The 17,651-nt window shown below is 60.1% G+C and carries 16 protein-coding genes; 10 read left to right on the forward strand and 6 right to left on the reverse strand.

The features are described from left to right. Nucleotides 1–152 precede the first annotated feature (152 nt). A complete protein-coding gene (gene murJ, locus CK489_RS18430; protein WP_245350412.1) occupies nucleotides 153–1,883 on the reverse strand; it encodes a murein biosynthesis integral membrane protein MurJ in 1,731 nt (576 codons plus the stop codon). A 126-nt stretch (nucleotides 1,884–2,009) separates the two neighbouring features. On the opposite strand from murJ, the gene CK489_RS18435 reads away from it, so the two are divergent. Then, nucleotides 2,010–2,357: a hypothetical protein gene (locus CK489_RS18435; RefSeq protein ID WP_050627740.1), complete on the forward strand. Its 348-nt coding sequence runs from the start codon at nucleotides 2,010–2,012 to the stop codon at nucleotides 2,355–2,357. Nucleotides 2,358–2,472: 115 nt separating this feature from the next. Further along, entirely contained in the window at nucleotides 2,473–3,135 is a 663-nt protein-coding gene (locus tag CK489_RS18440; protein ID WP_095733701.1) for a helix-turn-helix domain-containing protein, read from the forward strand. Nucleotides 3,136–3,148: 13 nt separating this feature from the next. On the opposite strand, the gene CK489_RS18445 is transcribed toward CK489_RS18440, so the two are convergent. The 3 genes from CK489_RS18445 to CK489_RS18455 all read right to left on the reverse strand — a co-directional run bounded on the left by CK489_RS18445 (nucleotide 3,149) and on the right by CK489_RS18455 (nucleotide 6,355). Continuing rightward, on the reverse strand, nucleotides 3,149–3,676 hold the full coding sequence (locus CK489_RS18445; RefSeq protein WP_245350413.1) for an invasion associated locus B family protein: 528 nt from the start codon (nucleotides 3,674–3,676) through the stop codon (nucleotides 3,149–3,151). Between the two features lie 85 nt (nucleotides 3,677–3,761). Further along, nucleotides 3,762–4,655 (reverse strand): alpha/beta hydrolase family protein, encoded by an 894-nt coding sequence (locus CK489_RS18450; protein ID WP_095733217.1) that lies wholly within the window; start codon nucleotides 4,653–4,655, stop codon nucleotides 3,762–3,764. A gap of 11 nt (nucleotides 4,656–4,666) precedes the next feature. Then, entirely contained in the window at nucleotides 4,667–6,355 is a 1,689-nt protein-coding gene (locus CK489_RS18455; RefSeq protein WP_095733218.1) for an aspartate:alanine exchanger family transporter, read from the reverse strand. A gap of 132 nt (nucleotides 6,356–6,487) precedes the next feature. Between CK489_RS18455 and CK489_RS18460 the strand changes: the two genes are divergently transcribed. The 5 genes from CK489_RS18460 to CK489_RS18480 all read left to right on the forward strand — a co-directional run bounded on the left by CK489_RS18460 (nucleotide 6,488) and on the right by CK489_RS18480 (nucleotide 13,967). Further along, entirely contained in the window at nucleotides 6,488–7,174 is a 687-nt protein-coding gene (locus tag CK489_RS18460) for a YoaK family protein (protein WP_095733702.1), read from the forward strand. Next, a complete protein-coding gene (locus CK489_RS18465) occupies nucleotides 7,167–8,876 on the forward strand; it encodes a SulP family inorganic anion transporter (RefSeq protein ID WP_095733219.1) in 1,710 nt (569 codons plus the stop codon). Before CK489_RS18460 ends, CK489_RS18465 begins: the two co-directional genes overlap by 8 nt. 161 nt (nucleotides 8,877–9,037) lie before the next feature. Continuing rightward, the gene (locus CK489_RS18470; protein ID WP_095733220.1) at nucleotides 9,038–11,791 is read left to right on the forward strand and encodes an aminotransferase class I/II-fold pyridoxal phosphate-dependent enzyme; all 2,754 of its coding nucleotides are present in this window, start codon (nucleotides 9,038–9,040) and stop codon (nucleotides 11,789–11,791) included. An 11-nt stretch (nucleotides 11,792–11,802) separates the two neighbouring features. Then, on the forward strand, nucleotides 11,803–13,503 hold the full coding sequence (locus CK489_RS18475; protein WP_095733221.1) for an aspartate:alanine exchanger family transporter: 1,701 nt from the start codon (nucleotides 11,803–11,805) through the stop codon (nucleotides 13,501–13,503). A 29-nt stretch (nucleotides 13,504–13,532) separates the two neighbouring features. Then, nucleotides 13,533–13,967, forward strand: a complete 435-nt coding sequence (locus CK489_RS18480; RefSeq protein ID WP_050627734.1) for a hypothetical protein — start codon at nucleotides 13,533–13,535, stop codon at nucleotides 13,965–13,967. Nucleotides 13,968–14,017: 50 nt separating this feature from the next. On the opposite strand, the gene ppk2 is transcribed toward CK489_RS18480, so the two are convergent. Both ppk2 and CK489_RS18490 read right to left on the reverse strand, forming a co-directional pair. Next, nucleotides 14,018–14,818 carry a polyphosphate kinase 2 gene (gene ppk2 / locus CK489_RS18485; RefSeq protein ID WP_050627788.1) on the reverse strand — a complete coding sequence of 267 codons (801 nt, stop codon included), beginning with the start codon at nucleotides 14,816–14,818 and terminating at the stop codon, nucleotides 14,018–14,020. A gap of 38 nt (nucleotides 14,819–14,856) precedes the next feature. Further along, nucleotides 14,857–15,309 carry a hypothetical protein gene (locus CK489_RS18490; protein ID WP_050627733.1) on the reverse strand — a complete coding sequence of 151 codons (453 nt, stop codon included), beginning with the start codon at nucleotides 15,307–15,309 and terminating at the stop codon, nucleotides 14,857–14,859. Nucleotides 15,310–15,483: 174 nt separating this feature from the next. Between CK489_RS18490 and CK489_RS18495 the strand changes: the two genes are divergently transcribed. Genes CK489_RS18495 through CK489_RS18505 form a run of 3 tightly spaced genes read left to right on the forward strand, consistent with a single transcriptional unit; the run spans nucleotide 15,484 to nucleotide 17,557 of the window. Beyond that, on the forward strand, nucleotides 15,484–15,897 hold the full coding sequence (locus tag CK489_RS18495; RefSeq protein ID WP_050627732.1) for a hypothetical protein: 414 nt from the start codon (nucleotides 15,484–15,486) through the stop codon (nucleotides 15,895–15,897). Then, nucleotides 15,890–17,122: an HlyD family secretion protein gene (locus CK489_RS18500; RefSeq protein WP_095733222.1), complete on the forward strand. Its 1,233-nt coding sequence runs from the start codon at nucleotides 15,890–15,892 to the stop codon at nucleotides 17,120–17,122. Before CK489_RS18495 ends, CK489_RS18500 begins: the two co-directional genes overlap by 8 nt. A 27-nt stretch (nucleotides 17,123–17,149) precedes the next feature. Further along, nucleotides 17,150–17,557: a hypothetical protein gene (locus CK489_RS18505; RefSeq protein ID WP_245350414.1), complete on the forward strand. Its 408-nt coding sequence runs from the start codon at nucleotides 17,150–17,152 to the stop codon at nucleotides 17,555–17,557. Nucleotides 17,558–17,651 lie beyond the last annotated feature (94 nt).

The raw sequence follows: 17,651 nt of genomic DNA on the forward strand, positions 1-17,651 counted from the left end.
CCAACTCCGGTCAAATGCGTGAGCGGATGTTGTCGAAGTTAAAGCGGACTCTATTGATTTGCATCAAGCCTCTCGATCTTGTCCGCGACCGTTGGTCGGAGGACGCAAGAGCTCTCGACCGGTCGGATCTCGCGCGAACTGGAACAGGGGTCTCAATTTGTTTGACGCTGACCGGCCTGAGCTTGATCTTCGTCAGTTGCAGGAGCGCCGGTGGTGTGTTTCGGACGAAATGTCCGCCAAAGCAGCGCCTGAATCTCCTCGAGCTCATGCACCCGAAACAGCCATATCGTCGCAATGTAGACGCATAAGCTGGTTGTGCAGAGGATGGTCGCGCGGGCCAGCACGGTCCCTGCATCGACGCCCGGGAGCCAAAGCAGCAATTCGAAGCGGGCGAGTAGGCCGAGGCCGATCGCAATGACGGCTGCTACCGCCAGGAGGAGCGTGACTCGGAGCATTCCTTCTGATTCATCGAGCGCCGTGCCCCGGATCGCCGCCTCCCTTTCGAAACGTCGCCGCTGCAGCCAGCCGAGTACCATGACGTAGAGTACGATGGCCGCCGAACTCGCGATCGCCAGGCCGATGGCGCCACCGCGCTCTCGTAACATGATATAGGCCGGTGTCATCAAAATCGCGATCGCCGTGCCGACCAGCGTCGGCAGCCACGTACTGCCGAGCGCATAGAAGCCGCGACTGATCAGCGTTTGCGCAGCCCACCCGCTGAGGCCGATGCAGAGAAAGGCCATCACTGTCGCGGTATCCTGCGCATCGGCGAGGCTGAAGCGATGAGCGGCCAGTCCCCAGATCAGGTAGACGGCTTCGAAACCGGCGACTGTCAGGCACACCTGTGCCGCAAATGTCAGCAGCAGCATCAGCCGCATCGCGCGGCACAGCAATGCATAAGCCCTCACGACGGCGCCGGTGGCAACCAACTCGCTGATGGTCGGATACGAAGCGACGCCGAGTGCCATCCCGAACATCCCGATCGGGACCTTCATCAAGGTCCGTCCATATTGCAGATGGGCCAGGTTTCCGGCCGCGAGATATGAGGCTTGGTTCTTGACGATCCATTCGTCCACGATCACGATCGAAAATCCGATCATGATCGGAACCGACAGCCAGAGATAGCGTCTGAGATCAGGATCTTTGACTGGCAGCAGCGGCAGCCAGCGCATTTCGCTCTTGATGCATCCGTAGAGTGGCATGGCAAAAGGGCCGGCGATCGAGCCGATCAGGACGCCCCAAGCGAATCCCTCGGCGCCGAGATCGGGATAGACGATGCCGACGAGTCCTCCGGCGATGATGCCGGCCGAATAGACAAGCGGCGCCAGAGCCGGCAACGTATGAAGATTCTGAGCCATCAGGGCAGCCGAAAGCAGACCCCCCACGATGTGGAAAAGCTGGGCCGGCAAGACGATACGCGTAAGACGAACGAGCGTATCGAATTCGCTCGGATCGACAATGCCCGGCGCCACCAGTGCGGCCAGAGGGCGAGCAAATATCATTAGAACCCCGATCCCAAGCATGCAGATCAGCACAATGAAGTTTGCGATGATGCTGAAGGAAGTCCAGGCGCGGGCATTATCTCCACGCTGAAGGTGCGCGACAAAGATCGGAATGAATACGATCGATAGCGCGCCCGCAGCCAGCAGGTAGTTCAGAAAGTCGGGTAACGTGAAGCTGGCAAAATAGAGATCGGCTTGCCTGCTCGCACCCAGCGTACGGCCGATGATTTGCTCGCGGACGAGCCCCATCACGCGGCTGAGGAGGATGGAGACGCCCCAAATCATGGATGCGATACCGATGACGCGCGTTTGGCGCTGGCTGTGCTGTTGTCCTTCCAAATGGATGCCCGGCCTGACGAGATCGAGAGAACTGGACGACACCGTTTGTCATCCTCTCGCCCGGCATTGCTTCAAATCGGTTGATGCAGATCAAGAGCGCGGTGAATGCAGGGCAGATGGTTGGCGGTCCGCTGAACCGGTTCGATCCTATTGAAAGGGTACTGAGACATGAAACGCGTGCAATTGATCATTGGCGTCGTCGCTTCCCTCGTGGCGACGGGCGCGGCCGCCCAAACCGTTGATCTGACCGGCACTTACCAATGCGTCCAGTCCTGCCGAGGCGGCATGTTCGCTCACATCACGCAGAACGGGCCGGAACTCAACCTGGTGACTGAAGCCGGAGTGGCGTCGCGCGCCTGGCCGGATTGGTTTTACCCTGGCAGCCGAATTTGGATCGACGCCTACAATATGAGTGCTGTCTACACACCCGATGGCTTCACGATCCAATTCGACAACGGAACGATTTGGCAGCGTGAGCTTCCGCCGCCGCCACCGCCGCCTCGGCGGGCCAGGTAGGGGGGGCTCCGTATTTTTACGGGGTCGGCAAACCCGGTTCCAACCGTTTGTCCTGAATCAAATGCGCCCCTCCGCCGTCCGCTTAGCATCGGCCCAGGTTAAAGGGAGTGCGACGATGCTGGTAAGAACCAATGCACTGACCCGCAGATCGATTGACGGCCCCTTGGCCACCCTTGCCGGGGATCAGGTGGCATGTAGCGAATTCCGGTACCGCAGGGGCGCGGAGGTCTTCGGCGAGGGAGAGCCAGCGGAATACGCCTACCAAGTCATCTCTGGTGCAATCCGAACCTACAAGTTGCTCTCGGATGGCCGCAGGCAGATCAACTCGTTTCATCTGCCGGGCGACATCTTCGGGCTCGAGAACGGACGCACACACCGCTTCAGCGCCGACGCGGTCGTTGAAACTGAAGTTCGAATTACGAGAAGGCACAGCCTCGTCGACGTGATGAAAAGGCGCGAGACGGAGACCAACCTGGTCGACCTTGTTACCCGGAATCTGCAGCACGCCGAAAATCACATGCTTCTGCTCGGCAGGAAAACGGCGCTCGAAAAGGTCGCCGCATTCCTGTTGGAGATGGATGAGCGGCTGGCTCATCCGAACGTGATGGTTCTGCCGATGGGACGGCGCGACATCGCCGACTACCTTGGACTGACACTGGAAACGGTATCGCGCGCGCTTTCGTCGCTGCGCGATGAGCACATGTTGCGATTTGATGGGCAGACACAACGGGAGGTCGTGCTGCTGGACCGGATTCGACTAGCGGAACTGGACAGCTGAAGTCGCCCTTGGCCTATTCGTCTATGTCCTGCTCGATCGTCCGCGCCGGCGCTCCGTTGTGGGCGGCGGCGAATTGTGCGAGCGGCAGTGACGTCCTGAGAGACAGCAAGTTGGGATCGACGACCTCCAGCGTCAACGTCGTTCCTTTCTCCATGTCCTTGACAAATCGCGGGCTTGCGACGTCGGCCGCAATGCACCCGTTACTCAAACACCAGCTGTAGGGGATCACGCTGGGCTTTTCCTCGTCAACTTGCAGCTTGGCGGGGATGCGCAAATACATGCCGACAGGTACGAACACTTGGATCCGTGCCGCGCGGTCGCCCTCGCGCTTGATCAGATCGATCCGGACTGCGGTTTGCCCCGTTTCGTATGTACCCTTGATCGAGGTTCTGCAAAGCATCGGGGCGCCTGCGGCCTTGAAGCAAAGCTTCTGCCAGGCGCCATATTTGATGTCGGTTGCCGTACGTTGCCCGCGAGGACTGATCTCGGCCGGAGCATGTGTGGAATCGAGAACCGTCGAGAGCAACAGCAGTGCAGCCACCGTGCTCCGCCGAAGCCAACTTGGTGTTGTTTTGTGGGCCGATGGTGTCATGGGAGTTCTCCAGAGTGCCGACGTCCCGCGTCTGCTACTTAGGCGCCTCAAGGAATTTCGTCACCAGTGGCGACCAGATCGGGATCGAATCCGGTGAGCCGATGAAGAAGTGCCCTTCATCGCCGAACGGCGGCATCAGGTGATATTCGGCCTTACCGCCCGCCGCGGTGAACGCGTTATGCATTTGCTTGGACAGAGCAGGACCAAAGAAAGTGTCGTTCTCGATGTAGATCCACAGCATTGGAATGCGTGAAGTTCGACCGAAATCAGCCGTGGCTTCAACGAGCTTGTCCGGCGCGCAATTGTTGTTTGGCTTGCCGCCGACGCGGCCTCCACGACCCGCGGCGAAGGTGATGATAGCCTTCACTTGCGGAGGGTTCAGGCTGGACAGCGCGATCGAAGCCCAGCCACCGGCCGATTGGCCGATAACGATGACATTCTGGGGAAGAACACGCTTCTCGGCCACCATGTAATCGATGATCCAGAGATCGACCTGCGCGACGGCGAGCCCCGCGTCGTGGAAATTGGGATTGCTGCATTTGCCGACCTTCGAGAAGAACGGGCCATAGAGGCCGCGCTCGGGGATGTCGATCGCGGAGGCGCCATATCCAGTGCCGACGGGCGCGACCACGAGATAGCCTTGCCGGGCGAACCATTTTGCGGCGTCTCGGAACTCCACCAGCGGAAAGAAGCTGCGCTCGGCCGGATTGAGCGACACGCCGTGATTCATGATCGCCAGCGGGAAGGGACCTTCGCCGACCGGCCGGACGAGATAGGCGAACATCGGGAGTGGCAAAGGCAGCGCCCAGACTTCTTCCTGGATGCGTCGTGGCGGGGATTCTTCCGCGGCTCGTGCCGGCACAATGAAGCAGCTGAGCAAGAGCAGGGCCGCTGCCGTTCGCCATTGGATCGAGCAGTTGAGCCGCATCCCAGCCTCCCTCAGCCGGCAGACGTAGCCGCGACGATGATCGGACCGAGCACGGTCAACAACACGTTCCCCACCGCGTAGGGCACGGCCACGCCTAGCACCGGCGTCTGGCTCTCGGCGACCTCGCAGACACCCGTCACCGCAGCATCGACGGTCATTGCCCCCGCCAGTGCACCGCAGGTAACAACCGGGTTCATGCGGAGCACGTGGCGAGCGAACAGTGTTGCGACCATGAGCGGCACCAGGGTGACCACGAAGCCCATCCCGACCAGCAGTCCACCCTGCGTTTGAATTGCCAGCCAGGCCGCGTGTCCATTGCCGAGGCCGATAGCAGCGATGAAGCCGCCGAGGCCAAGGTCGCTCAGTGTTTGCTGCGCAGCGGGCGGCATTGCGCCCATGGTCGGTCGGCGGGAACGCAGCCATCCGCAAACGAGCCCGGCGACCAGCGCGCCGCCGCCGCCACCCAGTGTCAGCGCGATTCCCCCGATCTTCAGGCTGACAAGGCCCGCAAGCAGCCCGACGGCGATGCCGGCCGCGAGGAAGGAAATGTCGGTGCGGTCGCTGGAGCGGAGAATCTGTCCAACCTGCGCTGCAGCGCGTTCGATGTTGTGGCTCGTCCCGACCAGCGTCATGACGTCCCCGACATAGATGCGGGTGTCCGCACTCAATGGAACGTCACGCCCCATTCGTGTCAGTGCGCGCAAAAATACGCCGCGCGCGTCAGTCCCAACGCGGTTCGCAACGTCTTGTACCGAGCGGCCGTGCAGCTTTCGGCTATCGACCAGGACGTCGATCACGTTGCCCGGCATAGCCTTCAGGATCTCGTCGGCATCAATTTCGGTACCGATCGCCGGGCGCGCGCGAACGATGGCCGCCGTTGGGCCCGCGATCACGATGTCATCGCCAGCTTCGAGAACGGTGTCGAGATGAGGCTCAATATCGCTTCCCTGACGGACGATGCGTTCAATCACGGTCCGGCCGCCGATCTCCTCCTCGATCGCCTTGACCGTGCGACCCGCGGACACCGAGACGCGATAGGCGCGTGCCTGGAATTTCCGGTAGTGCAGGTTCTCGGTCTTTGGCGGTTCACCACCCGAAAGCTCGATCTCGAGCTTCTTCGCCTCGTCCTTGAGGTTGATCCCCATCAGTTTCGGCGCGATGAACGGGACGTAGATGAGCGTCAGGATATAGCCAAGCACGTACGTCACAGCATACCCGGCTGCGATGTTCGCCTCCTGCTGCTCAAGCAAGGCCTTCGGCAGCCCGAGCTGCGCGAGCGCGCCTGACGCCGTGCCGATTACAGAGGATTGGGTCAGCGCGCCGGCGGCGAGCCCCGAGGCGGTGCCCGGACCGAGCCCGAAGGCGGAAGCGAAGACGAGTACGACCAAGAGTCCTGTACCCCCGAGTACGAGCGCCATGGCAACCTGGGCCAAAGTACGGATACTCAACGACGCAAAGAATTCCGGTCCCGACTTGTAACCGATCGTGAACACGAACAAGCTGAACAGGATCGTTCGCAACACTGGTGGGAACGCGAAGTTGCCCAGCTGCCCGATCAGCACCGCCACGATGAGGACGCACGCGGTGGTCCCGATCGAAAAACCGTGTATCTTGATCCGGCCCAGGACGGTGCCGATGGCGACGGCCAGGAGCAGAAAGACTTCAGGGGCCGTGGAGATGATCCACCTGACGGTCTCCATAATCGCTATCCCCGGGGCGTGATCTTTGAAGGATATAATTCTTCAAGGTCCGCCCAAGGCTTGATTCAGATCAACGCTTTCCTGGCCTGAGCATCTTCCCTGAGCCGAAGCCAAGTCAGCGAAGTCGTGGGCATGAGCTCATTCGATATTGCCGTTCGCCCACCGCTACGAGGCGAAGAAACGGTGCTAGTCGCACTCCTGCTTGCGTTTGTCGGCGGTTATATCGACGCCTATACTTGGGTGGTTCATGGTGTGATGGCCAATGCACAGACGGCGAACCTGATCTTTCTCTGGGTCTATGGGACCGCGGGTGAATGGACCAGGGCGATGGAGTTCGTCCCGCCGATGCTGGCCTTTGTAGCTGGCGTCGCAATTGCGTCGTTGCTTCGGGGGACGGCCAGTGGACGGGCGAGGGCCATCGCTACGTTGATGGAGCTCGTCGTGCTGATCGCCATTGGCATCCTCCACAATCGTATGCCGGATATCGCCGGCACCCTGGGCGTCTCCTTCGTTGCGGCAATCCAGGCAGCCATGTTTACCAAGATCGAAGGAGCGTCCTACAGCACGGTGATGATCACCGGTAACCTGCGCCAGGCGATCGAGAACGTCTACGCGGTCGTCTCGCGAGCAGATCCGTCCGCATCTGTGCGCCGCTCAGGCATTTTTGCTGCGGTCTGCGTTCTGTTCGGTCTAGGTGCCGCGGCCGGTGCCTTCGCAACCAGGATGATTCCAGATCTGACGTTGGGGATACCCGTCACAGCTCTGTTGGTTGTGCTGCTGCGTTGTGAAGCCAGGCGTTCGAGTTGCAGAAATGAATGAACGATCCGAGCCGCGCGCGAACTGGACGCGGCTTCTTCCGTTCGGGACTTGGCTTGGCGCCTACCGTCGCGAGTGGCTCGCGTCGGATGCGATCGCCGGTGTGACGCTGGCTGCCTATGCAATTCCGGTTTCGCTCGCTTACGCGGCAATGGCTGGTCTGGCTCCACAAGTCGGCATCTATGGCTACATGCTTGGCGGGCTCGGCTACGCCGCGTTTGGCACGTCGCGGCAGCTCGCCGTCGGTCCGACTTCCGCGATCTCCTTGATGATCGCCGCGACAGTCGGCGCGCTTGCTGGCGGGGACGCCGTCCTATACGCGCAAATTGCCAGCCTCTCGGCCTGTGCGGTGGCTGTGTTGTGCTTCGTGGCATGGCTGTTTAAATTGAGCGTTCTGGTCCGGCTCGTCAGCGACAGCATTCTGGTCGGCTTCAAGGCCGGTGCCGGGCTAACCATCATGATGAGCCAGCTGCCGAGCCTTCTCGGCGTTGCCGGTGGCGGCCATAATTTCTTCGATCGCATCGTGAAGCTCGCCGGTCAGTTCGGTGACATCAACCTGTCGGTGCTGTCGGTCGGCGCGGTCGCGTTGTTGCTGCTCTTGCTTGGCGAACGGCTCTTACCGGGGAAGCCGGTCGGCATCGCCGTCGTGGCCCTGTCCATTGCCCTAGCCACCCTCTTGGGTCTTTCGTCGCTTGGAGTTCCGGTCACCGGAAGAATTCCGGAAGGACTGCCTGCATTGGGTTGGCCGACGTTTGGCCTTCTCGAGTTCGACGATCTGTTTCCGCTCGCGGCGGGCTGCGTCCTGCTCGCGTATATCGAAGGCGTCTCGGCAGCCAGAAGCTTTGCTGCCAAGCACGGCTATGGCCTTGACGTCCGGCAGGAATTTTTGGGCCTGGGGTTCGCAAATCTGGCCACGGCTTTCGGTCATGGCTATCCGGTCGCGGGCGGCCTTTCTCAATCCGCCGTCAATGATAGCGCGGGCGCGCGAACTCCACTGGCGCTCATCGTCTGCTCCCTGACGCTCGCGCTGTGCTTGCTGTTTTTTGCAGGGCTGCTGACCAACTTGCCCAAGGCAGTGCTCGCGGCGATTGTTTTTGCCGCAGTCTATAGACTGGTGGACATTCGTGCGCTGCTGCGGATGTGGCGGATCAGCCGGATTGATTTCTATGCCGCATCGATTGCGCTGATTGCGGTCCTGCTTCTTGGCATCCTGCAAGGCGTCCTACTGGCGTCGATTGCGTCGATCTTCCTGTTGCTGGCGCGTGCGTCGAATCCCAACGTCGCGTTCCTCGGCCGCTTGCCCGGAAGCGGTCGCTATTCCGATCGCGCCCGGCATGAGGGAGTCGAACCGCTGGCCGGCGTTATCGCCTTCCGTCCCGAAGCGTCGCTCCTCTATATCAATGCCGAAGGGGTTCTCGAGACCGTCTTGAGCGCAGTCCGCAACTCGCCAGACATTCGCCTGGTGATCTGCGACCTGTCAGCATCACCCTACATCGATCTGGCCGGCACGCGAATGTTGCACGATCTCTACGACGAGCTCGTCTCTCGTCGGATATCGTTGTCGATTGTCGGTGCGCACGCCCAGTTGCGTGACCTCCTTCGGGCGGAAGGCTTGGCCGAAAAGATCGACAGCAGCCAATGGCTGCGCACGCTCGACGGCGTTCTTGGCAGCGTTCAATCTAATTCCGATCAGACATCTCGCTGACGTCCAGTCGTCATTTTGCATCGCCATGGAAGTGCGGGCGGGACAAAACTCGTTCACCTGCATCTCCTGCACGACTGTTGATTTGGATCAATGGTGGGCTTCGGGGCCACTTCAGGATCGGCCATCATCGCTGGCAAGGCCCAGAAGATCGGGAGACACCCATGTCCAAGGACGCAATTCCTGCACAAAAGCGCATCGATCAGTTCTTCTCCGGCCCTGGAGCAAGAGCGGATAGTTGGCGTGACCTGGTGGAAGCCGCGAAGGCGTGGGCGCGCGATCAGAATCGCACAGGGTACGATGCGGCGCTCGCCGAATTATCGGTGACAGAGGAATTCCACGGCTATCCGGGCCTCCAGTTGATGTCCGCGTTGCGGGAAGCGGCTTCGGCCGGTGACGCCGCGACCTCAGTTTCACTCGCCATGAGGATTGCACAGGCCTTGACGACGAAATCTTTTCGTCAGCATGCCGGGGACTGGAATCTGCATGACGAGGGCAACGGCGATATCCCTGACTTGTTGCCGCCGACCTTCGGACACAAGGAAGCGCATCGTCCCTACTTCGAAACATTGATCGTCACCGGCGTGCCGTCGAATAACTGGCCGGCGCTTGCGACAGAATGGCGGAACCTGCGGCGCCCGATCGATGCCTTTGTCTATGAGCCGGTCATCGTTGGTAGTCTCGAAGATGCGTTCTGCGCGGCGCTGCTCAATGCCGATCTGGCGGCTGTCGTGATCAACGAAGGCTTTGCATTGCGATCGCGTCACAATGCGCCGATTCTGCGCAGCTTCACGAACGCGATGGGCGAACACGAGGCGTCCGATGTTTCGGCGCTGAAGCTCGCACAGATCCTCAAGCGGATCCGTCCCGAGCTCGACATCTACCTCATGTCTAATCGCGACGTCGAGGAGATGGCTGGCAATCCGGAAGCCAATGTGGCTCGTCGTATCTTCTATTCGGTGGAGGAGATTCTGGAACTGCATCTTTCGATCCTTGAGGGTATTCAGGATCGTTACGACACTCCGTTTTTCGATAATCTCAAGAAATACGCGCAACGTCCGATCGGCACTTTCCATGCACTGCCGATCGCCCGGGGCAAATCTATCTTCAAGTCAGACTGGATTCGCGACATGGGCGAATTCTATGGCCCGAACCTGTTCCTGGCGGAGAGTAGCGCGACCACGGGAGGCCTCGACAGCCTTCTGGAGCCGACCGGCAACATCAAGAGCGCCCAAGACAAGGCAGCGCGGGCGTTCGGCGCCGATCGGGTCTTCTTTGTCACCAATGGTACGTCGACCTCGAACAAGATGGCGGTCCAGGCGCTGTTGTCGCCGGGAGACATCGCGATCGTGGACCGGAACTGCCACAAGTCGCATCACTACGGGATGGTTCTGGCCGGTGCCCAGCCGCTTTATGTCGAGGCGTTTCCGATGACGGAATACTCGATGTATGGCGCAGTCCCGCTAAAGACCATTAAGCAGGCGCTGTTGAATGCCAGGGCCGACGGCCGGCTCAATCGAGTGAAGATGGTCGACCTCACCAATTGCACCTTCGACGGCCACATCTACAACACTCGTCGGGTGATGGAGGAATGCCTCGCGATCAAGCCGGATCTGATCTTCCTGTGGGACGAGGCTTGGTTCGGCTTTGCACGCTTTTCGCCATTTCTTCGTCCTCGCACTGCGATGGGCGCCGCCAACGACATCGAAGCGTGGATGCACGATCCGAAGTCGATTGCGAGCTATGAGAAGCAGCGAGCTGAACTCGGCAAGAATCCCTCCGATGACCTGCTGCTCAAGACCCGCCTGATCCCGGACCCCAGGCAAATCCGGCTGCGCGTCTATCAGACCAACTCGACTCACAAATCGATGTCGGCGATCCGGCAGGGTTCGATGCTGTTCGTCAAGGATGTCGAATTTCACACGGTTGAGCAGCAGTTCAAGGAGGCTGTCTTCACGCATGCCTCGACCAGCCCAAATCAGCAGCTCATCGCCAGCCTCGATGTCGCCCGCCGGCAGATGGAGTTGGAAGGGTATGGCCTCGTGGCGAATGCGATGGAGATCGCGCTCGCGATCCGGCAGGCAGTTAACAACAACCCGCTGATCTCGAAATACTTCCGCATACTTGATGCGTCGGCAATGGTGCCGGCTGCCTATCGGCAAACCGGGTTTGTCGACTATCTCGCGCCCGGCGCCAACTGGGCATTAGCGCTGAAGAGCCTGCAGGACGATGAGTTCTGCCTCGATCCGACCCGCATGACCCTGGTCTGCGGTACCGCGGGCTTTGACGGGACGCAGTTCAAGGGGATTCTGGCGAGCCAGTACGGCATCCAGGTCAACAAGACGTCGCGCAACTCCGTGCTGCTGCAATCGAACATCAACAACACCCGCAGCGACGTCGCGCATTTGATACGCGTGCTGTCTGAAATCGCCAGCGAAGTCGATCGCGGCCTGGCGCAGGGCGGTGCGAACGCCAAAAAGACCTTCGAGACGCGGGTGAAGAGTCTGATGCAGGATGTGCCCAACCTGCCTAACTTCTCGCATTTCCATCCAAGCTTCCGAGGCGACGCCGGGTCGAAGACCAATGAGGGTGACATCCGGACTGGCTTCTATGCTGCGTATGATGCCGTGGGTTGCGAGTTCATCCGCCTCTCCGATCCCGAAATTGATCGTCGCCTGAAGGCGGGTCCTGAACTCGTCTCCGCCAATTTCGTCATTCCGTATCCACCGGGTTTTCCGATCATGGTGCCCGGTCAGGTGATTACTCAGGAAACCATCGACTTCATGCGCAAGCTCGATGTGAAGGAGATCCATGGCTATGACGCCAAGGAAGGGTTGAAGCTCGTTCGCACCGAAGCCTTGGCGAAGATCGGCAAGCCCAGGCCTGCGGCTGCTCCGAAGCTGAAGGCCGCATCCTAGAGGGGGCGAACATGCAGGGCCTATTCACGTTTCTGCAGCAGAATCCATATCTGCTGCTGTTCTTCGTCGTCGGTCTGGCAGTGTGGATCGGCAGGGCCAGTATAAAGGGGTACGGGCTCGGCATGGTTGCGGGCGCCATCGTGGTCGGTGCGGGCCTCTCGGTGTGGGCCTCAACCTACGGCGTGAAGCTCGAGCTCAACAACTTCGCCAAGAGCTTGTTCTACTATCTGTTCATGTACGGTGTCGGTCTGCGCGTCGGCCCCTCCTTCATCAACAGCCTGAAGGGGGATGGTCTCAAGTTTTGCATCCTGGCCGTGGTGTCGAGCGTGCTGGGGCTCGCTCTTGTCGTCGTGTTTGCGAAGCTGTTCGCGCTTCCGATCGGCGCGGCCGGCGGCATGCTGGCGGGCTCGCAGACGATGTCGGCCGCGATCGGTTCAGCCGAACAGGCTATCACCTCGGGCGTGGTCAAGCTGCCCGCGGGCATGAAGCCCGAGGATGCGTCGGGCATGATCGCATTGTCCTATGGCATCACCTACATCTGGGGTACCGTCGGAATCATCCTGATCTGCAAATATCTGCCACGCTGGTGGGGCGTCGATGCCAGGGCCGCGGCCAAGCAGTACGAGCAGGAATTCGGGGTCAAGGACCTCGAGGGCGGCGGTCTCACCGGCTTTCGCCAGTTCGGTCTGCGCGCGTATCGCCTGGAAAATCCGGCGCAGTTTGGCGTAAGCATCGCCGGCTTCCGCAAGAGCAATCCAGAATATCGAATCGTCAACGTCTCGCGCGGCGGTGAGCCACAGGGCGCCGATCCTGACTTCGTGCTGCAGAAGGGCGACATCATCGCGCTCGGCGGCTCGACCGAGCATCTCACGGAAAAGATGGGCCTGATTGGCCCCGAGGTTGCGGACCCCAAGGCTCTCGGCATCCCGATGGACCAGGCCGATATCCTGGTTACCAACAAGGATGTTGTCGGACGGACCTTCGAGTCTTTCCGCGGCGAAGCGATTGCGGGTCAATTGCAGGTCACCAAGGTTGAGCGGGGAGGCGTGCAAATCCCCGCTGGTTTGAAGACCGAGTTGCAACGGATGGATATCGTCTCGGTGGTCGGACTGAAGTCGGCCGTCAATGAGCTCGGGGAGATGTGGGGACGTATCGCGCGGACGAATACGTCGACCGACCTGCTGACGCTCGCCGTGGGCATGATTGTCGGGTTCCTGATCGGCATGATCGAATTTCCGGCCTTCGGCGCGAAGGTTGGGCTCGGCAATGCCGGCGGCCTGCTGCTATCGGGAGTGATCGTCTCCTCGATCGTGTCAAGGCTACGCTTTTTCGGCAACACGCCGAATGCGGCGCGCAACGTGCTGGAGGATCTCGGCCTCGTTGTCTTTGTGGCGATCGTCGGCGTCAATGCCGGTGCCGGGCTGCTCGCGCAACTCACGGGCGCGGTCGCGCTGAAGATATTTGTTGCGGGCTTCATCGCCTGCACGGTGCCGCCATTTATCGTCTGGGCGATCGGCTATCACATCTTCAAGATCAACCCGGCTGTACTGATGGGCGGCGTGGCCGGGGCGCGGTCGCATTCCGGCCCTTGCCGGGAGGCTGCGGTCGAAATCCAGAGCTCGGTGCCCTGGATTGGTTTTCCTGTCGGCTACGCCGTCTCGGGTATCCTGCTCACTGTGTTCGGCTACTTCGCGATGCTATTGGCGCAATAGTCCAAGATTATTGATCGAGGGAAACGGAAATGGGAAAAATTGCCAGACGTACAGTTCTCGTGATGCTGCTCACGGGTCTTGCAGCTTTTAGCACCGCGGCCCGAGCAGAGACCGGTCATGTTGCCGTGATCTTCACCAAGGGCGGCCTGATTGTCGGAGTTGGCGGTGGCGAGGGCGTGCTGACCCTCAGAGGCAAGCATTATCCCTTCACCGTTTCCGGCATGAGCGTAGGCTTCACGATCGGTGCTTCCACCACGAAGCTTGTGGGCAGAGCCATCAATCTGCGGGGGCCGGGATCGATCGAGGGAAGCTACGGTGCTGCGGGCGCCGGTGGTGCGCTTGCGGCTGGTGCTGGGGGTGTCCAGCTGCAGAACGCCAATGGTGTGATTCTCCAGCTCAGCGGACCGAAAGTCGGAGCCGAGCTGTCAGCGGCCGTTGGCGGGGTGACGATCCGTCTGAAATAGCTGGGAAGCAATCTCAGGAGCAGGGCCGCCGATTTGCGGCCCTCTTCTGGTCAATATTGCTGAGCTACAAAGCTCATTCCACGCAAGCTGGCCTGATCATTGTAGCGCCCTTTGTCGGACCGCTTCGGCAACTTGACCTTGTCCTTCTTGATCCGTTTGTAGGGAATTGCTTTCAGGATATGGGAGATGCAATTCAACCGTGCGCGCCGCTTGTCGTCGGAACGAATGATGGTCCATGGCGCGTGTTTTACATTGGTCGCCTTGAACATGAGGTCGCGTGCCCGTGAATAGTCGTACCAGCGACGGTAGGATTCCAAATCCATCGGGCTCAGCTTCCATTGCCGCAGGGGATCGTCGATACGCGCGTTGAAGCGGCGCTCCTGCTCGTCCATCCCGACTTCAAGCCAGAGCTTGATCAGGATGATACCGCCCTCAACGATGTACTTCTCGATCTCCGGGCAGAGGGACAGGAAACGATGATGCTCCGCTGGCGTGCAGAATCCCATTACGAACTCGACGCCGGCGCGATTGTACCAGCTTCGATCGAAGATCACGATTTCGCCTGCGGCCGGAAAATGCTGCATGTAGCGCTGCAGGAATAGCTGCGTCTTCTCGCGATCGGACGGAGCGGGAAGGGCGGTTACGCGAAATACCCGCGGGCTGACTTTCTCCGTCATTGCCTTGATCGTCCCGCCTTTGCCTGCCGCGTCCCGACCTTCAAACAGGATGATGACACGGGCCCCGCTCGCCCTGACCCATTCCTGAAGTTGGCAGAGTTCGACCTGCAGCTTCTCCAGCTCCTTTTCGTAAGGTTTTCGTTTCATCGTCGCCCGGGCGCCATCCTTTGCCATGCCGGCCTCTTCCATATCCGGTTGTGATGATGGCTAGATCAGTCGCCCCAGGAAATCGTGATACCGATATCTCCCGGCACGCCGCTCGAGAAGTCGATCACCTGATAGCCGATGCGATAGCCGCGCGGCTTGAGGTAGTCGGACCAGAGCTGAAAAATTTCCTTGGGGATGCCAGTCAATGTTTTCTCCCAGCCCGCCTCGCGTTGATTGATCGCACGTCCCTTGTCGGTGCAGAGCGAATTGGGAAAGCGATATACTTCAACTTCAGTCAGCCCGTTCCGGACCGCGCGTTGGATGATGTTCGCCGCCAGCTGGATCTTTTCCTCTTCCGTCTTGCCGGACGGCTTGCTGAGACGCTCGATCAGCGCCCTCTTTTCTGCCTCCGCGGCCGCTGCAAGCCGGGCGTATTCGTCGACCTTTTCAGCCTCCTTGAGGGCGGCCTCCTTGCGGATTTGCGTTGCACTCGGGATCAGATCGTCAAGTTGGGCCATGGCTCGTCGCTCCTGGGGATATCCTTGCTCGCGCCAAGGCTAGGTCGGACAGGGCGCATTCCCTTGATTCAAATCAAGCGTCGGTCCGACCGGGCTGCTCACAGTGCCGCCGGGGTCCTGCGCATGCGGGGCCTCCCGTCCTGGGAGAGATCATTGAGCGAACAGCTTCACCCGATGGCACCGCACCATTTGCCGTTCTATCTGGCCTCCGGAAGCGAGGTTGACACGCTCATGGTGGTGATGGGCCTCTTTTTGGTCGGTGCGGTGTTTTGGGTCGGTACCCTCTACTGGCGTCTGCACAGCCTGCCTGAGCGTATGGCGCACAAGTCGCAGAAGCTGCAGTTCGAGATCGTCGCGGTGCTCGGCCTAATCTCGCTGTTTACGCACATTCACGCCTTCTGGGTGGCAGGTCTTCTATTGGCCCTGATCGATATTCCCGATTTTGGCACGCCGCTGCGAAGCATCGCCGATTCGGTAGAAAAGATTGCCGATCGGGATTCCGGCGATGAAACGGGGCGGGTAAACGGTGAGGCGGTCTTGGACCCGTCAAAGGCCGAACCTGTGCTGAGGGAGCATCACAATGCTTGAGATCATCATTTGCTCCCTCGTGACGATCCTGCCCGACTATCTCTTTCGCCGCTATGTGCAGGGCAAGCGATTCGGCAAAGAGATCACGTTCTACTCCGTCTGGTATGAGCTCAGGTGGGGGATCACTGGCTGCCTGATGCTGACCGTCTCCCTGATCACTTTGATCTTCTATTTCCATCCGGCGACCACCAATGCGACGCTCTATTTTCGCACCGTGCCGATCCTTCCGGAAGGCTCTGGCCGAGTTGCGGAAGTTGATATCGGCTTCAGCCAGCCGGTGAAAAAGGGCGACGTGCTGTTCAGGCTGGACAGCTCGAAGCAACACGCAGCGCTCGAAACTGCCAAGCGAAAGATCGCTGAGGTCGATGCATCACTGATCGCGGCCGAGGCGGACGTCGTGAAGGCCGAGGCGCAGGTCCAGGAAGCGAAGAGCAATCTGCAGCAGGCAAGGGACGAGCTCGACGTCAAAAGCGAGCTGCAGCGCCGCAACCCGGGAATCGTGCCGCAGCGCGACATCGAGAAGCTGCAGGTGCTGGTAAACCAGCGGCAGGCCGGCGTCGATGCCGCGGCCGCCTCAAGGCAATCCGCTGATCTGCGGGTTTCAACGTTGCTTCCGGCTGAAAAGGCAAGTGCGCAGGCTGCGCTCAACCAGTCGCAGGTCGATCTCGACAAGACCGTTGTGCGAGCCGGCGTCGACGGCCGGGTCGAGCAGTTCGTACTCCGAGTGGGCGACGTAGTGAACCAGCTGATGCGTCCGGCGGGCGTGCTTATTCCGGAAGGAGCCGGTCAAGAAAAGTTGCAAGCTGGATTCGGCCAGATCGAGGCCCAAGTCATCAAGGACGGCATGGTGGCCGAAGCCACCTGCATCTCAAAGCCATGGGTCATCATCCCAATGGTGGTGACATCCGTTCAGGACTATATCGCCGCCGGACAGTTTCGCGGCGGAGATCAGTTGCTCGAAGCACAGAATGCTGTGAAGCCGGGTACAATTCTCGCGCTCCTGGAGCCGCTTTACAAGGGCGGTCTGGACGGGGTGACACCTGGCAGCAGCTGTATCGTCAACGCCTATACCAGCAACCATGAGACCATAACGTCGAAAGATACGAGTACGGGCCGAGCCATTGCGCTGCATGTGGTCGATGGAGTCGGACTCGTGCATGCGTTGCTGCTGCGGATTCAGGCGTTGCTGCTCCCGATCAAGACGCTGGTTCTTAGCGGTCACTGAGACAGTGACATTGAGAGGAGACATCGGATGAAGCCGTATGGCAGGACATGCGCGATTGTTGCCGTGCTCGTGGCCTGCGGCGATTGCGCGCAAGCATATGACCTGACGGGCGCTTGGGCCACGAGCGCTGATCAATGCAGCAAGGTATTCGCGCGCAAAGGTCGAGCAAGCCAGGTTGCGTTCGCAAACTTTTCGGGAATCTATGGTGGCGGCTTCATCGCGGAACCAAGTCGCCTGAGGGGAAAGTTCGAGACTTGTGCAATCAAGTCGCGGAAAGAGGACGGTCAGACGATCAATATGGTCGTTGGTTGCGCGTCGGGCGTCATGACGTCTAATATTCAGTTTTTCATCAAGACCGTGGATGAAACGACCATCGTGAGGCAGTTCCCTGGCATCGATGGAATGGAGGTGACTTATCACCGCTGCCAAATCTGACGGTAGCGACTGTCAGCAGTCGAGTGTGCCCAAAGCGGACACGCCGCGTGCCGCTTCCCTTGATCTCGATCAACGATTCTCGACTGGCAGGACT

The organism is Bradyrhizobium sp. UFLA03-84 (assembly GCF_002289535.1).
Taxonomy (GTDB): Bacteria; Pseudomonadota; Alphaproteobacteria; order Rhizobiales; family Xanthobacteraceae; genus Bradyrhizobium; species Bradyrhizobium viridifuturi.

Excerpts from the sequence above, each read along its gene's own strand:
- CK489_RS18435 (WP_050627740.1), top strand. The coding sequence starts at position 2,010 with ATGAAACGCGTGCAATTGATCATTGGCGTCGTCGCTTCCCTCGTGGCG.
- CK489_RS18440 (WP_095733701.1), top strand. The coding sequence starts at position 2,473 with ATGCTGGTAAGAACCAATGCACTGACCCGCAGATCGATTGACGGCCCC.
- CK489_RS18450 (WP_095733217.1), bottom strand. The coding sequence starts at position 4,655 with ATGCGGCTCAACTGCTCGATCCAATGGCGAACGGCAGCGGCCCTGCTC.
- CK489_RS18455 (WP_095733218.1), bottom strand. The coding sequence starts at position 6,355 with ATGGAGACCGTCAGGTGGATCATCTCCACGGCCCCTGAAGTCTTTCTG.
- CK489_RS18460 (WP_095733702.1), top strand. The coding sequence starts at position 6,488 with ATGAGCTCATTCGATATTGCCGTTCGCCCACCGCTACGAGGCGAAGAA.
- CK489_RS18465 (WP_095733219.1), top strand. The coding sequence starts at position 7,167 with ATGAATGAACGATCCGAGCCGCGCGCGAACTGGACGCGGCTTCTTCCG.
- CK489_RS18470 (WP_095733220.1), top strand. The coding sequence starts at position 9,038 with ATGTCCAAGGACGCAATTCCTGCACAAAAGCGCATCGATCAGTTCTTC.
- CK489_RS18475 (WP_095733221.1), top strand. The coding sequence starts at position 11,803 with ATGCAGGGCCTATTCACGTTTCTGCAGCAGAATCCATATCTGCTGCTG.
- CK489_RS18480 (WP_050627734.1), top strand. The coding sequence starts at position 13,533 with ATGGGAAAAATTGCCAGACGTACAGTTCTCGTGATGCTGCTCACGGGT.
- ppk2 (WP_050627788.1), bottom strand. The coding sequence starts at position 14,818 with ATGGCAAAGGATGGCGCCCGGGCGACGATGAAACGAAAACCTTACGAA.
- CK489_RS18490 (WP_050627733.1), bottom strand. The coding sequence starts at position 15,309 with ATGGCCCAACTTGACGATCTGATCCCGAGTGCAACGCAAATCCGCAAG.
- CK489_RS18495 (WP_050627732.1), top strand. The coding sequence starts at position 15,484 with ATGGCACCGCACCATTTGCCGTTCTATCTGGCCTCCGGAAGCGAGGTT.
- CK489_RS18500 (WP_095733222.1), top strand. The coding sequence starts at position 15,890 with ATGCTTGAGATCATCATTTGCTCCCTCGTGACGATCCTGCCCGACTAT.
- CK489_RS18505 (WP_245350414.1), top strand. The coding sequence starts at position 17,150 with ATGAAGCCGTATGGCAGGACATGCGCGATTGTTGCCGTGCTCGTGGCC.